14 protein-coding genes and 2 pseudogenes are annotated in these 15,254 nt (G+C 62.6%); 14 read left to right on the top strand and 2 right to left on the bottom strand.

All coding sequences use genetic code 11. From position 1 onward, the window contains the following. The 11 genes from LAN70_15820 to LAN70_15770 form a co-directional block, all read left to right on the top strand. Nucleotides 1–645 (top strand): F0F1 ATP synthase subunit gamma (locus LAN70_15820; protein MBZ5512617.1); only part of this gene is annotated, 645 nt, incomplete at its 5' end. Nucleotides 646–681: 36 nt separating this feature from the next. Next, a complete protein-coding gene (atpD, locus tag LAN70_15815) occupies nucleotides 682–2,130 on the top strand; it encodes a F0F1 ATP synthase subunit beta (protein MBZ5512616.1) in 1,449 nt (482 codons plus the stop codon). Between the two features lie 68 nt (nucleotides 2,131–2,198). Next, nucleotides 2,199–2,606, top strand: a complete 408-nt coding sequence (locus tag LAN70_15810; GenBank protein MBZ5512615.1) for a F0F1 ATP synthase subunit epsilon — start codon at nucleotides 2,199–2,201, stop codon at nucleotides 2,604–2,606. Between the two features lie 324 nt (nucleotides 2,607–2,930). Then, complete coding sequence (locus tag LAN70_15805; GenBank protein MBZ5512614.1) at nucleotides 2,931–5,546, top strand: CHASE2 domain-containing protein; 2,616 nt, start codon at nucleotides 2,931–2,933, stop codon at nucleotides 5,544–5,546. Between the two features lie 118 nt (nucleotides 5,547–5,664). Continuing rightward, nucleotides 5,665–6,501, top strand: a complete 837-nt coding sequence (locus LAN70_15800) for a Stp1/IreP family PP2C-type Ser/Thr phosphatase (GenBank protein ID MBZ5512613.1) — start codon at nucleotides 5,665–5,667, stop codon at nucleotides 6,499–6,501. Beyond that, nucleotides 6,483–7,253, top strand: coding sequence for an FHA domain-containing protein (locus tag LAN70_15795; GenBank protein ID MBZ5512612.1), 771 nt, complete (start codon nucleotides 6,483–6,485; stop codon nucleotides 7,251–7,253). The genes LAN70_15800 and LAN70_15795 overlap by 19 nt, the downstream gene beginning before the upstream one ends. Nucleotides 7,254–7,438: 185 nt before the next feature. After that, entirely contained in the window at nucleotides 7,439–8,287 is an 849-nt protein-coding gene (locus LAN70_15790) for a 3-hydroxybutyryl-CoA dehydrogenase (GenBank protein MBZ5512611.1), read from the top strand. Between the two features lie 22 nt (nucleotides 8,288–8,309). Then, nucleotides 8,310–8,708 (top strand): hypothetical protein, encoded by a 399-nt coding sequence (locus LAN70_15785; protein MBZ5512610.1) that lies wholly within the window; start codon nucleotides 8,310–8,312, stop codon nucleotides 8,706–8,708. 42 nt (nucleotides 8,709–8,750) lie between these two features. After that, nucleotides 8,751–9,119 (top strand): hypothetical protein, encoded by a 369-nt coding sequence (locus tag LAN70_15780; GenBank protein MBZ5512609.1) that lies wholly within the window; start codon nucleotides 8,751–8,753, stop codon nucleotides 9,117–9,119. Nucleotides 9,120–9,232: 113 nt separating this feature from the next. After that, complete coding sequence (locus tag LAN70_15775; GenBank protein ID MBZ5512608.1) at nucleotides 9,233–10,036, top strand: MBL fold metallo-hydrolase; 804 nt, start codon at nucleotides 9,233–9,235, stop codon at nucleotides 10,034–10,036. A gap of 3 nt (nucleotides 10,037–10,039) precedes the next feature. Next, nucleotides 10,040–10,483 (top strand): hypothetical protein, encoded by a 444-nt coding sequence (locus LAN70_15770; GenBank protein ID MBZ5512607.1) that lies wholly within the window; start codon nucleotides 10,040–10,042, stop codon nucleotides 10,481–10,483. 5 nt (nucleotides 10,484–10,488) lie between these two features. Here the strand turns inward: LAN70_15770 and LAN70_15765 are convergent, their stop codons facing one another. Then, a complete protein-coding gene (locus LAN70_15765; protein ID MBZ5512606.1) occupies nucleotides 10,489–11,436 on the bottom strand; it encodes a dihydroorotate dehydrogenase in 948 nt (315 codons plus the stop codon). Further along, nucleotides 11,433–13,019: an alkaline phosphatase family protein gene (locus LAN70_15760; protein ID MBZ5512605.1), complete on the bottom strand. Its 1,587-nt coding sequence runs from the start codon at nucleotides 13,017–13,019 to the stop codon at nucleotides 11,433–11,435. Before LAN70_15760 ends, LAN70_15765 begins: the two co-directional genes overlap by 4 nt. Before the next feature lie 208 nt (nucleotides 13,020–13,227). Between LAN70_15760 and LAN70_15755 the strand changes: the two are divergent. The 3 genes and pseudogenes from LAN70_15755 to LAN70_15745 all read left to right on the top strand — a co-directional run bounded on the left by LAN70_15755 (nucleotide 13,228) and on the right by LAN70_15745 (nucleotide 15,164). Then, nucleotides 13,228–13,890: pseudogene (locus LAN70_15755) on the top strand (serine--tRNA ligase). A 195-nt stretch (nucleotides 13,891–14,085) separates the two neighbouring features. After that, a pseudogene (serS, locus tag LAN70_15750) lies at nucleotides 14,086–14,697 on the top strand (serine--tRNA ligase). Nucleotides 14,698–14,795: 98 nt separating this feature from the next. After that, entirely contained in the window at nucleotides 14,796–15,164 is a 369-nt protein-coding gene (locus LAN70_15745; GenBank protein MBZ5512604.1) for a hypothetical protein, read from the top strand. The last annotated feature ends 90 nt before the right edge of the window (nucleotides 15,165–15,254 follow it).

Here is a 15,254-nt window from a genome sequence, read left to right as displayed (position 1 = left end):
GGCCCGGTCCAGACGGTGGGCGAGCACATCGGAGTGCTCGGCAAGCTGAGCTTCGAGTACGTGCGCGATTTTTCCGAGGGCGTGATCGACCGCTACACCAAGGGCGAGATTGATTCCGTGTACGTGATCTACAACGAGTTCAAGTCGGTGATCGCGCAGCGGCTGGTGGTCGAAAAGGTTCTGCCGATTGAGGAGATCGGTGAGCAAACCGTGGCGCAGGCGGAAGAGGTGAGCAAGGAAGAGCGGGAAAAACGCGCCGCGGCGGCCACGGCGGCCGGGGTTTCGCTGGGCGAGGCCGACACCCGTGAGATCGATCGCCGTGCCGCGGCCTTCGCCGCCGCGCTGGTGGATTACCTTTACGAGCAACCGCCCAGCGAGCTGTTCCGCGACCTGCTGCCGAAGTATGTCGCGGTGCAGATTTACCGCTCGATGCTGGAGTCCATCGCGGCCGAACACGCGGCCCGCATGACCGCCATGGAATCGGCCTCCAACAACGCCGACGAGATGATAGACAAGCTGACCCTGGCGATGAACCGTGCGCGCCAGGCGAAGATTACGAAAGAGATTATCGAGATCGTGAGCGGCGCTAAAGCTGTCAGCCATCAGCTTTCAGCTCTCAGCCAAACCGGCGGGAGCACAAGCTGATAGCTGAAAGCTGATAACTCAGAGCAAAGAATTCATATGTCAGAAAACTTCGGAAAAGTGATTCAAGTTGCCGGGCCGGCGGTGGACGTGCAGTTCGGCGAAGCCACGCTACCGCCCATCTACGAAGCATTGCGCGTGGTCAGCGAGGGCTTCAACGTGCCGGCGCCGATTGACGTCATCCTGGAAGTCCAGCAGCACCTCGGCGAGGGCCGCGTCCGCTGCGTCGCCATGCTGCCCACCGACGGCATGGTGCGCGGCATGAAGGCCATCGACCTCGGCGGCCCCATCCGCGTGCCGGTGGGCAGGGGCACGCTGGGACGCGTCATGAATGTGATCGGCGAGCCGGTGGACAACCTCGGCCCCATCGAGGCGACCGACCGGCTGCCCATCCATCGCCTGGCGCCCGCCTTCGACGAGCAGGCCACCACCGCGGAAATGTTCGAGACCGGCGTGAAGGTGGTGGACCTGATCCAGCCGTTCTTGAAGGGTGGCAAGATCGGGCTGTTCGGCGGCGCGGGCGTCGGCAAGACGGTTGTGATCATGGAATTGATCAACAACGTCGCCAAGCAGCACGGCGGTTATTCCGTTTTCGCCGGCGTCGGCGAGCGCACCCGCGAGGGCAACGATTTGTGGCTGGAAATGAGCGAGTCCAAGGTGATCGTGCCCGGCAAGCCCGCCGAATCCAAGGCCGCCCTTATCTACGGCCAGATGACCGAGCCTCCCGGCGCGCGCCTGCGCGTGGCCCTGACGGCGCTCACCGTCGCCGAATACTTCCGCGATGTTGAAGGCTCGGACACGCTGCTCTTCATTGACAACATCTTCCGCTTCACGCAGGCAGGCGCCGAGGTTTCGACGCTGTTGGGCCGCATGCCCTCCGCCGTCGGTTACCAGCCCAACCTGGCCACCGAGATGGGCGAGTTACAGGAACGCATCACCTCGACGAAAAAAGGTTCGGTCACCTCGGTGCAGGCGATTTACGTGCCCGCCGATGACCTCACCGATCCCGCGCCGGCGACTACGTTCGCTCACCTCGACGCCACCACCGTGCTATCGCGCGCGCTCACCGAGCTGGGCATCTACCCGGCGGTGGACCCGCTGGCGTCCACCTCGCGCATTCTCGATCCGCACGTGGTGGGCAACGAACACTACGACGTCGCCCAGGGCGTGAAGCGCATCTTGCAGCGCTACAAGGACCTGCAGGACATCATCGCCATTCTCGGCATCGACGAGCTCAGCGAAGACGACAAGCTCACCGTGGCCCGTGCCCGCAAGGTGCAGCGATTCCTGTCGCAGCCGTTCCACGTCGCCGAGCAGTTCACCGGAATGCAGGGCCGCTACGTCAAGATCCAGGACACCATCAAGGGCTTCAAGGAGATCATCGAGGGCAAGCACGACGATGTCCCGGAGCAGGCCTTCTACATGAAGGGAACGATCGAGGAAGTGGTCGAGCACGGCAACCGCCTGAAGGCGACGGCGGCAGCGTAAGAAGTCTTCAGGCTTCAGTCGTCGGTCTTCAGGCCTGACGACGGGAGACTGACGACTGAAGACTAGCTATGGCTGATGTTTTACAACTCGAGATTGTCACGCCCGAGCGGCTGGTGGAGCGAGACGTCGTGCAGGAAGTCCAGATTCCCGGCAAAAACGGGTACCTGGGAATCTTGCCGGGCCACGCGCCGCTGATTACCGAACTGGGTGTGGGCGAGATCGCGTATAAGGCCGACGGCATGGAGTATCACGTCGCCATCGCGTGGGGCTTCGCCGAGGTGCTGCCGGACAAGGTGACGGTGCTGGCCGAGACCGCCGAGCGCGCCGAAAACATTGACGTCGAGCGCGCGCGCAAATCGAAGGAGCGCGCCGAAGAGCGGCTGCGCTCGGCCGGCGCCGAGGTGGATTTCCAGCGCGCGCTGACCGCGCTGGCCCGCGCCAATGTTCGATTGGAAGTCGCGGCGCAGAGAAAATAGGTCCCCGGCCATAGGTTTTCGGTGGATCGGCGGCGCGCATGCCGCCGATTTTTTGCCTGCTTAGGTCGGTGTTTGCTAGGCGCGCCTCGTCATTTCAAAGTTAAAGACTCATTCTGGTACTCACTCCCCGGTGAAGGCGCCACAATATTCTTGCGTTTCCGCGAAATCCGTAAGTACAATCCGCCAACTCTCCCACACGTATTTCAGGGGCCAGAATTGTCCCTGAAAGCCGGACGGGACCAACGTAGCTACAGGTGTGAGCGGGTGGTCCGGCCCCTGGTCGTCTGGCATCGCTGAGAGAAACCGGGAACGGAGTGCGGAACTATGGCCAAGCCAAAGTTTCACTGGGCAGATGTTGCGCTGGGTGCGGTGGTCAGCCTGGTGGTGCTGCTCATCTTCTGGATGCAATGGGCCGAGGGTCTGGAGGGCAAGCTGTACGACATCCGTGCCCGGCTCCGGGCCGGCGCCAAGACCGCCGAAAACGTGGTCCTGGTCGGCATTGACGACGACAGTATCCGGCAAATTGGACGCTGGCCGTGGCCGCGCTCCTACATGGCCGAGATGGTGGACCAGCTCGCCGATGCGCAGGCGAAGGTCATTGGCCTCGACATCTTCTTCTCCGACGCCGAGCTGAATCCCGGCTTGGTGGAAGTCCGGAAAATCAAGGACGAGTACGCCTCCAAGGTCGGCGGGGCGGGCGGAGGGGGAAGAGCGGTGGTGAAACCCGGCCAGGAACTCACCGCTGAGGATCTGGCGCGGGCGGCGGCGCGGGCGACCGCGTCGGCCAAGTCCGGCGCTGCCAAGGAATTTGTCGGCATCCTGGACTCGGCGGAGAAGCGCCTCGACAACGACGCCCGCCTCGATGATTCGCTCGCGCTGGCGCAGAACGCCGTGCTGCCCATGTATTTCACGCTCGGGCAGCCCCTCGGCAAGGTGGACAAGCCAATCCCGGAAGAGATTGCGAAGAATTTCATCGCCAACGTGAAGTCGGATGGTTCGGTGACGGCGGCACAGGATTTCACGCCGCCGTATGAGCGCTTCGCCAAAGTGGCGAAGGCGATCGGGCAGGCGAACCTGACGCCGTCGCCCGACGGTGTGCAGCGCGTAGTGCCGCTGGTGGTGGATTTCAACGGCAAGCTGTTTCCGTCATTCTCGCTCCAGGCCCTGCGCGCGTTTTACAGCCTCGAGTCGGATGATTACCGCTACACGCCCGGCAAGGAGCTGGTGCTGGGCCGCGCCCACATTCCGGTGGACTCGCAGGGGCGCATGCTGGTGGATTACGCCAAGCTGGACAACCTGACCGGCGTCAAGTTTTCCGACGTGCGCAACAAAAAGGTCCCGCCCGAGGTGTTCAACGGCAAAATCGTGCTCATCGGCATGATCGCCACCGGCGGCGGCGACCTCTACACCTCGCCCGTGGGCACGCAGTTTCCGGGCATGGCGATCCAGGCCAACGTGATTCAGAACATCATCAACGGCCAGTACCTGATTCGTCCGGAATGGGCGGGCAAGGCCGAGCTGGCGCTGCTGATCGTGTTCGCGCTCTTTGTTTCGCTCGCCATCCCGCACATGAAGGCCGGTCACAGCGCGATCATTGCCATCGTGCTGCTGGCGCTCTCCATCGGCGGCGGCTTTTACCTGTTCACCGCCTACGGCTACTGGCTGAAGATGGCGTATCCGGCGATCATGCTGGTGGCCGGCTACACGGTGGTGGTTTCGAAACGCTACCTGGTCACCGAGAAGCGCACGGAAGTGCTGGAAGGCGAGTCGGCGGAAACCAACAAGATGCTCGGCCTCTCCTTCCAGGGCCAGGGCATGCTGGACATGGCGTTCGAGAAATTCCGCAAGTGCCCGGTGGACGATTCCATGAAGGACGTTCTCTACGGCCTGGCGCTCGACTTCGAACGCAAGCGCCAGTTCAACAAGGCGGTGCAGGTCTTCGAGCACATCTCCACGGTGGACAAGAACTTCAAGGACATCACGGAACGCTCGCAGAAGCTGCGCATCGCCGGCGAGACCGTGATCCTGGGCGGGCGCGGCGGCATGAAGGCGGGCGCCGATTCCACCGTGCTGGTGCAGGGCGGCGGCGTCAGCGAACTGGCCAAGCCTACGCTGGGCCGCTACGAGGTGCTGAAGGAACTCGGCAAGGGCGCCATGGGCACGGTCTATCTCGGCAAGGACCCGAAGATCAACCGCGAGGTCGCGATCAAGACCCTGCGTTTCGAGGATGAGTTCGACGCTGCCGACACCAAGCTGATGAAGGAGCGCTTCTTCCGCGAGGCCGAATCGGCGGGGCGGCTGGTGCACCCCAACATCGTCACCATCTACGACGCGGGCGACGATGGCGACATCAGCTACATCGCCATGGAACTGCTTAGCGGTACCGACCTGAAGGACTACACCACCAAGAACAAGCTCCTGCCGATCAACGAAGCGCTGGAAACCATCGCCAAGGTGGCCGACGCGCTCGATTACGCGCACTCGCAGAACGTGGTGCACCGCGACATCAAGCCGGCCAACATCATGCGGCTGAAGGACGGCAAGATCAAGGTCACCGACTTCGGCATCGCGCGCATCACCTCGCAATCGAAGACCGCAACCGGCACCGTGATGGGCACGCCGTCCTACATGTCGCCGGAACAACTCGCGGGCGCCAAGGTGGACGGGCGCGCCGACCTGTTCTCGCTCGGCGTCACGCTGTACGAACTGCTGACCGGCGAAAAGCCGTTTACCGGCGACACGGTGGCGACCCTGATGTACCGCATCGCCAATGCGCCGCATCCGCCCATCGAGCAGGCGCGCGCCGATTTGCCGCTGGGTTGCCGCGCCATCGTGGACAAGTCTTTGGAGAAAGACCCGAACAAGCGTTACCAGCGGGGCAGCGAGATGGCGGCGGACATCCGCGCGCTGCTCGCCAAGGCAGCCACGGCGGGAGCGTAAGAACCGTTGTCGGTGATCGGTAGTCGGTGCTCGGTGCTTAGCCCTTTCGGTTGCTTAAACCGGTAACCGAAAACCGAAAACCGAAAACCGTATTTGGATTAGCATTACGCCGAACACAATGAGCCTTTCAGTCGAAGTTGCCGGGAAGAGCGACGTCGGGTGCGTCCGCCAGAACAACGAAGATAACTTCGGCTACGACTCGCGTTTCGGCGTTTACGTGGTTTGCGACGGCATGGGCGGGCAGGCCGCCGGCGAAGTCGCCAGCAAGTTGGCGGTGGATGTTGTCCTCAGGTATTTCCGCGATGGCTCCAAGAACGGCTCCTTCCCGACGGTGGGCACTCCCATGGACACCGTTTCCGAGCGCGCCAACACCTTGGGCAGCGCCATCCACCTGGCGAACGAGGCCATTTATGAGGCGGCCACGCAACACGCGGCCCAGTCGGGCATGGGATCGACCATCGTCGGGGTGCTGGTCGATAAGGATTTTTACTCCATCGGGCACGCCGGCGACAGCCGCATTTACCGGATTCGCCAGGGCGCCATCGAACAGCTCACCAAGGACCATTCCCTGGTCATGGAGCAGGTGCGCCGCGGGTTGCTGACCCTGGAGGAAGCGCAGCACTCGGAGATGCAGAACATCATCATCCGCGCGCTCGGGCCCGAGGAAAAGGTGCAGCCTGATCTCGACGACCAGATGGCGGAACCGGGAGACGTCCTGCTGCTGTGCAGCGACGGCCTGATCCGGCATGTCCCCGACGACAGCATCTTGGAAGTGGTGCAGGGAACCATCAGCCTGCAGCTCATGGCCGACCGGCTGATTGAAGCCGCCCGCGACGGCGGCGGCTCCGACAACATCACCGTGCTGCTCCTCCGCTTCGAGGAGCTGCCCTGGTACAACCAACTTTTCCGCTGGATCTTCGGCGGGGGGAGTCCCAAATGGCAAGAGTCTATTTGAAATTCGAACAGGCTGTTTTGAAGGAATTCGCGCTCTCCGAGGGCGTGGTGACGATCGGGCGGCTGCCGGACAACCTCATCCAGGTGGACAACCTCGCCGTGTCCGGCCATCACGCCAAGATTTACTGGGACGTGGACCACTACACGCTCGAGGACAACAACAGCCTGAATGGCACCTTCGTCAACAACCGCCGCATCAGCAAGACGGTGCTCAAGGACGGCGACGAGGTGCTGATCGGCAAGCACACCGTGCTCTTCAAGGATGAGCGGCACGAGGAGGCGCATGGCCACGGCCCCGAGAAGACCATGCCCATGGTCCCGACGCTGGAGGCCACGGTGGTGCTCGACACCAGAAAGGCGAAGGAGATGATGGCGCGCCAGGCCCCGACTCCGCCGCCCGCCGCGCCCGGAGCCGGGCCGGGCCAAGCCGCCGCGCCGCCGCCCCCTCCCAAGGACCGCACGGGAGTGCTGACCGTGATCGCCGGCAAGACCGACCAGTCGCAGTACACGCTGACCGGCAAGCTGAACGTCATCGGCAAGAGCGACATGGCGTCCATCAAGCTGAAAGGCTGGTTCAAGCCCAAGGTGGCGGCCGTCATCAACCATCGCGATGGCAAGTACTTCATTGCCGCCTCGGAACACGGCATCAAGGTCAAAATCAACGACGAGTTGATTGCCGGGCAGCACGAGCTGAGCGACGGCGATGTGGTGGAAGTTGCCGGCGTAAAGATGACCTTCGGCTATAGAGAGTAACGGCGAACAAAACCAGGCCACGGATTTTCGCGGATGAACACGGATCAATTCCGTCGAATCCGCGGCATCCGTGGCATTTCTTTGTTTGCATTGGCCGGCGGCGATAACCCGAATCACCGGCCACCGAAAACCGGCGACCGCTTCTGCTACACTGCTCGGTTTTCATTTTACGCAGCGAGGCAATCATGCACATCGAAACCGTCGGGGTGCTGGGCGCGGGCACCATGGGCAACGGCATTGCGCACGTATTCGCCAAGGCCGGTTATAAAGTCGTGTTGCGCGACGTCGAACAGCGCTTCCTCGACCGCGCCTTGGACACGATCGCCAAGAACCTGGAGCGCGAGGTCAGCAAAAACAAAATTACCGCCGAGCAGCGCGCCCAGGCGCTAGCGCGCATTGCGCCCGGCGTGGACCGCAGCGCCCTGGCGCAGTGCGATTTCCTGGTCGAGGCGGCCACCGAGAAACTCGAGATCAAGACCGGGTTGTTCCGCGAACTCGACCGCATCTGCCGCCCGGAAATCATCCTCGCCACCAACACCTCTTCCATCTCCATCACCAAGCTGGGGGCGCTGACCCAACGCCCGGCGAAGGTGATCGGCATGCACTTCTTCAATCCCGTGCCGATGATGAAGCTGGTGGAGGTGATCCGCGGGCTGGCGACTTCGCAGGAGACCTTTGACGCCGTCGTCGACCTCTCGAAGAAGCTGGAAAAAACGCCGGTGGAGGTCAACGATTTTCCCGGCTTTGTCGGTAACCGCGTGCTCATGCCGATGCTGAACGAGGCGATGTACGCGGTGATGGAGGGCGTGGCCACGCCGGAAGCGGTGGACGAAGTGTTCAAGCTTGGCATGGCGCATCCCATGGGCCCGCTGACACTGGCCGACTTCATCGGCCTGGACGTCTGTTTGGACATCATGCGGGTGATGGCATCCGGTCTCGGCGATCCCAAGTACCGGCCCTGTCCGCTGCTCATCAAGATGGTGGACGCAGGCTGGCTGGGACGCAAGAGCGGGCGCGGGTTCTACAAATACTAAGGACGCAAGGAGATTGGGTAGCATGCGCCTGCGCAAGCTGGTTGTGCCGATTGTAGTTTTCACCGTGCTGCTCGTATCCGGCCGCGCGCAGGAGAAACCCACGTCGATTGCCGCCGCTGCCGCCGCGGTCGAAGCCAACATGAAGACGCGCGAAGGCAAAGCGTACGACGAGCAGTTCGGCAAGGAATTCGGCAAGAAATTTCAGGCTCTGATGAAGGACTGCAAAGAAAAGGCAGGCGCCGACACCCGCAGTTTCGACATGCTGGTCAGGATCGAGAAGGACGGGTCAGTAAAGGAAGTTTTGCTGTTTCCGCCGACGAAGATTTCGCAATGCCTGCGTGAGCCGCTATTAAAAGCTACGTTTTCCTCGCCGCCGAAAGCTGCGTACTGGGTGGACATCCACATGACGGTCCGCCCTTAGCGCTGGTCGCTTGTCGCTCGCGAATTCCGTACACTGGAGTGAATGGCCACGGCTTCATTCCGAGCTGATTCGGCGCCCCGCCGCGCGGACTGGCCGTTCGTCTTGGTGGCGCTCGGTTGCGGCGCGCTCATCGGCTACGCACAACTGCGATGGGGCGAACTGGCGATCTCGGCGCTGCTGGTCGCCATGGTCACCATGTTTCTCGGCGCCATGCGTCCGCGGCGGCCATGGCTGTGGGCGCTGCTGGTGGCGCTGTGCGTTCCGGCGGCGCAGTTGTTCGCCTATCTCGGGCGCGAGCACTTCACGCGCGGCGCGATTTCCGGATCGTTTGCCTTGCTCGCGCCCGCATTCGTGTGCGCCTATGGCGGGGCGGTGGGACGGAAGTTGGTGGGCGAATTATTCAAAAAGTGAGCGCAGCATCGGGTGATCTGGCGATCTGGTGATCGGGTGACCTGTGACCCCGATGGTGGTGTTAACGCCTTTATCACTCCCTTTTCACACCGTACTCCCGCTATTCTCGCTCTATGGTGTCGCTCACGGTCTTGGCGAGCGGGAGCCGGGGAAATTGCAGCGTCCTGGCGAGTTCGCGCACGCGCATTTTGGTGGACGCGGGCGTATCCTGCCGCGAGATCGGGCGGCGGATGAGCCTGGCCGGCGACCACGCCCTGAATCTGTCGGCGGTCATCATCTCGCACGAGCACTCCGACCATGTGGCCGGGCTGTACGTCCTGGCGCGCAAGCTGAAAATCCCTGTCTTCATGACGGGTGCCACCTACCAGGCATGGCAGCGCTGGGCGCGGCAGAAGAACGACGGCATTCGACCCGAACTGGCCAGGCTGGAAACGTTTGAATCGGGGCGGAGTTTCACCATCGGCGACATCGCGGTCGCGCCTTTCACCATCCCACATGATGCGGCCGATCCCGTGGGCTTCACGTTCCGCGCCGAGGGCATGAAGATCGGCATCGTGACCGATTTGGGATACATGCCGGCCAGCGTGGCGGACAACCTTCGCGGCTGCGACGGGTTAGTAATAGAATCGAACCACGACGTGGAGATGCTGCGCGGCGGGCCGTACCCGTGGGTAGTGAAGCAGCGGGTCATGTCGCGCGTCGGGCACATGTCCAACGAGGCCCTCGCGCAATATTTCGCCGGGGACTACGATGGAAATGCAGCATTTCTGGTGCTGGCGCATCTATCAGAGCAGAACAATCATCCCGACCTGGCGCGGCGTGCGGCAGAGCGGGCCCTGGCGACGCGCCGTGACCTGCTGCGGAACTGCCTGATGCTGGCTTCGCAAGACCAGCCATTGGAGCCGATCAGGCTGTAGAACATGAGACAGTGCACCGACAAATTCGTGGGAGCCATCCTCGCCGGATGGCGGTATGACATTTCCGGCATTACGCCGGAGATGCGCGGCGACTACGAAGAGCACTTCCGGGAATGCGAACACTGCCGCTACTGGCAGAAAGTGCATCGCACCATCGATGTCCTGCTCATCATCCTGACCGCAATTTCCGCCGGCGTATTCCTGCTGGCGTTTGGCGCCATTTATCACTTTGCTCCGCGGCACGCGCTGGTGCTGGAACTGGTGGCACTGGCCGGATTCGGGCTCTCCGCGCTGATCTGGGTGATTGTCGCGGTGGCCACGCCGGCGCCCATGGCCATGGCCGACGTCGCGCGGCTGGGCGCGCGTGCCGTGCACGACCGCCTTCCGCCCGAGATCCGCGACCGCATCCCGGAAGAGCTGCGGCTGAAAATTTCCGGACAGTCCTGATCTCACTACTCCGTTTTTAGCGCGCCAATCAGTTCCGTGATCTTTTGCACGCGGTGTTCCAGGCACCAGCCCTCGAGCGCGTCCACGATTTTCTCGGTGGCGCACGGGTCCCAGAAGCTGGCGGTGCCGATCTCGACCGCCGCCGCGCCGGCGAGCATGAATTCCACTACGTCCACCGCGGTGGAGATGCCGCCCATGCCGATGACCGGAATATCCACGGCGTGCGACGCCTCATGCACCATGCGCAGCGCGATCGGCTTGATGGCCGGGCCGCTGAGTCCGCCGAAGGTACGCGAGATCCGCGGCCGGCGCGTCTCGGCATCGATGGCCATGGCGACGAAGGTGTTGACCAGCGAGAGGGCGTCGGCGCCGGCATTCTCGGCGGCGCGCGCCAGCAGCGGGACGTCGGTCACGTTGGGCGACAGTTTCACGATCAGGGGCCGCCGCGAAACGCTTTTGGCCGCGGCCACCACCTCCCCCAGCAGTACCGGGTCGGTGCCAATCACCATCCCGCCGCGCTTGGTATTGGGGCAGGAAACGTTGAGTTCGTAGGCGGCGATGCCTTCTCCCTCGTTGAGAACGCGGATGACCGCTTCGTAATCTTCCAGGGTGTAGCCGAAAACGTTGGCGATGACGACGATGTTCTTTTTCTTGTTGAGGAACGGAAGTTTTTCGTCGACGAAGGCCCGGGCTCCGATATTTTGCAGGCCGATGGAGTTCAGCATGCCGGCGGAAGTTTCGAACAGGCGCGGCGGCTGGTTGCCGGGCATCGGCTCGCGCGACAGGCCCTTGACCACGAACCCGCCCAGCTTTTGCAGGCTGACGATGTCTTCGTACTCGATGCCGTAGCCGAAGGTGCCGCTGGCGGCGATGACCGGATTCTTCAACTGCAAGCCGGCAAAGCTGACGCCCAGGTCCGGCGGGCCGGTGACGCGCCGGGGGGAGGTGCTCATCGCGCACTCTCCCGGCGGAGCGCCTCGGTCAGCACGCGTCCGGCGGCACGGTTCGGAGGATTGACGCCGAGCAGCGAAGCCAGCGTCGCGGCCATGTCCACCGGCTCGCAGCGCCCGCGGTAAACGCCCGCCTGGAAGGGAACGCCGAAAAACGCCAGCGGCACATGCTGGTCGTAGCGGTACCAGGAGCCGTGCGTCGTGCCGGTGCGCGAATCCCAGGGAAAGGTGAACGGCGGCGCGATCGCGATCACGGACCAGCCGCCATACGAGGAATAGCTGTGCAGCAACTGCCGGCCGGCGTCGTCGTTGGGGACGTTGCCGGCGGCCAGCTGCGCGCGCGTGATGTACGACCGAAGGCCGAGTTGAACCAGCGCCTCGCCGACCACGTGCTCGGCCTCGGCTTCGTTGTTCATGCCCGCGGCGGCAAAGGCGCTTTCCGAGATGAATACGTTCGCACCGTCGCGGCCCTCAATGTAGTCACCCGGCCGCTTGAGCCGGGTTGCGATGGCCGCGTTCAGGTCGGACTTCAGCTTTTCCGAATTCAGCATTTCCGCCGGCAAGCGGAAATTGCTCGCGTACGCGGGAACCGGAGAAATGCCGTGATCCGCCGATAATACAATCCACACATTGGCGAGCCCGACGCGCTGGCCAAGGAAGCTGAAGAAATCCGCGAGCTGGCGGTCCAGCGCCAGCACCATGGCTTTCACTTCCGGTGAATTCGGGCCGAGCTTATGGCCGAGTATGTCGGGCGCCGACAGGCTGATCGAAAGCAGGTCCGTCGCCGGCCCTTCACCCAGCTTCTCTTGCGTAATGAGCTCGCGCGCGAAGTCCAATTCGTAATCGTTGGCGAACGGTGTGGCGCCCACCGTCTCGTAAAAATCCGGCGGCGCCTGGCGCGTCGTCTTGCGCAGCACGTTGCCGCCTGCATCCTTCCACTCGCGGTTCCAGTACGCGTCCGCTTTCCCCGCCGCATTGAACTTCTGCGCCCAGGCCGGAAGCTGCTGCATGTAGAACGTCGAGCTGATCCACGCGCCGCTCGGGTGATCGATCCAGAAGGCTCCGTTGGCGGCGAAACCCGCCGGCAGGATCGCCGCGCGGTCCTTGAGAGAAATGGTGAACACGCGCGCCTTGCCATCGGTCGCCAGTTTCAATTCGTCGCCGATCGTATCGCTGAGCAGGTTATGCGGCGACGCGCCCGCGCCCTCCACGCCCACCAGGCGCGTGTTGTTGTCGAACACCGAGCTCACCATGCGCTTGGCACGCGCGTCCCACCATTGGTTGGCGGCGATGCCGTGGGCGTTGCTGTAGGCGCCGGTGAACAGTGTCGCATGCCCGGGCGCGGTCTCGGTGTTGGCGTAGTCGTAGTAGCAGCCGGGAAAATACGCGCCGCGCTCGGTGAGCAGGCGAAAACCGGATGGGCCAAGCTGATCGTGGGCGCGATCCAGAAAATCGGGGCGGAACTGATCAATGATGACGATCACCACCAGCTTGGGGTTCGCGTTGTAAGCGCTGGCGAACGCCGCGCCGGTCACCAGCAGGAGCAGCAGCAGGGTCGCGCAGATTTTTCCGACGGAAAATTTCATCGCGTCATAGTGTAAATCAGCGAGTCAGTTTTTCAGTATTTCAATACCGTGAATCCGCAGTTGAGTTTGTCGAGTGATCGGCATGTCAGAACGCCGGCAACAAAACAGATTCCTCAGGGCTGAAGCCCCTCGGAATGACAAGGTCGTAGTGCGCTGGTATTCGCCGGGCTGAAGCCCGGCGCTTCCACCCTGTTAAACTATCCTGTTTATGCTCGACCTGAACTTCGTGCGGGGGAACCTGCCGCTGATTGAACGCAAGCTGCGCGACCGGGGGATGAACCCGGAGGAGGTGTTGCGCGACTTTTCCGCCGTGGACGCCCGCCGCCGCGAGCACATCACCAACATGGAGCGCCTGCGCGCCACGCAGAACAAGGCGTCGGAGGAAATCGCGCGCCTCAAACGCGAGCAGCAGGACGCCTCGGCGCAGATGGCGGAAATGCGCCGCGTGCGCGAACAGGTCGCGGAGCTGGAAAAACAGGCCGCCGTGTTCGAGACGCAACTGCAGGACATCCTCAAGACCATCCCCAACCTGCCGCACGAGAGCGTGCCGGTCGGCGGTGGCGCGGAAGAAAACGTCGAAGTCCGCCGCTGGGGCGCGCCGCCGAAATTCGACTACGCTCCCAAGCCGCACTGGGAGCTGGGCGTGCAGTTGGGCGTGCTCGACCTGGAGCGTGCAGTCAAGCTGACGGGCGCGCGCTTTGCCGTCTATTGGGACCTCGGCGCGCGCATGGAGCGCGCGCTCGCCAACTTCATGCTCGACCTGCACACCCGCGAGCACGGCTACACCGAAGTCCTGCCGCCGTTCATGGTCAACGCCGAGTCCATGTACGGTACCGGCCAGTTGCCCAAGTTCGAGGCTGACCTGTTCAAGGTTCCGATTGATCGTTATGAACAGGATAAAGACTGGACACCGAAAGTTGGCGAACTGGTGGGTGTGGCCGGCAAGAGTGGAGTGTTTGCGATTGTTGTTTTGCACGTCCCGGCCAGAACGGCAGACATTCAACTCGCCGATGTCTTTAGTCCGGTTGATTTCAATGTTCCGTGGAGCACACTGCTTCGTCGCCGCGATCTGTACCTGATTCCGACCGCCGAAGTGCCGGTGACAAATCTGTTTCGCGACGAGGTGCTCGACGCCGCGCGCCTGCCGGTGAAGCTCACGGCATGGACGCCGTGCTTCCGCAGCGAGGCCGGCAGCTACGGCAAGGATGTTCGCGGCATCATCCGCCAGCACCAGTTCCAGAAGGTCGAATTGGTGAAATTTGCGCGGCCGGACACGTCGTATGACGAGTTGGAATCTCTGACCGCCAACGCCGAAGAAGTGCTGAAGCGCCTCGGACTGCACTACCGCGTTGTGGTCTTGAGCACGGGCGACATGGGATTTTCCGCGGCCAAGACCTACGACATCGAAGTCTGGTTGCCGGGGCAGCAACTCTTCCGCGAGATTTCTTCATGCTCGAATTTCGAGTCCTACCAGGCGCGGCGCGCCAATATCCGTTGGCGTCCGGAAGGCAAGGGCAAGACCGAATTCGTGCACACGCTCAACGGCAGCGGCTTGGCGGTCGGCCGCACATGGCTCGCCATCCTGGAGAACTACCAGCAGGCCGACGGCAGCGTAGTGATTCCCGAAGCGCTGCGGCCTTACATGGGCGCGGACCGAATTACGCCGAAGAAGTTTTGAGAAATTTCAGTTTCGGTTTCGGTTAACCGACAACCGACAACCGTCCACCGACGTTGCCAAGTGCCTCCCCGCCTCACTACACTTAAGTGTTTGGCCCCATGTCGCGCATCTGGCAGACAATTCGCAGCTACATCCTGTGGACGTACGAGCGTGGCAGCATGCAGTACGACGTCATGGTCACGCTGATCCTCGCCTTCATCTTCATCGCCCCCCTCTGGGTCAACTTCAAGGACAAACCGATCGAGCGCTCTCCGTATCAAACCGGAGTAGTCGTTTTTCCCGACGGGCAAAGCGGGTTTATCTACCAGGTTGACGCCTCGGCCGTGAAGGGCGATCCGACCTCGGTTGAGGCCGACCTGTTGCGCGTCATCGAACCCATCGCCGGCGAGGTGGACATCACCAGGTACGAGCCGGTGCGCGATGCCAAGGGAAAAGTGGTCGGATACAAGGTTTGGGTGTCGCGGTAGGAAGTCTCTCAGTCGTTCGGTCGCTCAGTCGTTCAGCTTGCACACCTCGACTGAAAGACTGACCGACTGATAGACCGAAAGACTGGAAGC

It is taken from the genome of Terriglobia bacterium, from assembly GCA_020072845.1.
GTDB lineage: Bacteria > Acidobacteriota > Terriglobia > Terriglobales > Acidobacteriaceae > JAIQGF01.
This window is presented reverse-complemented; position numbering and strand designations above follow the sequence as displayed.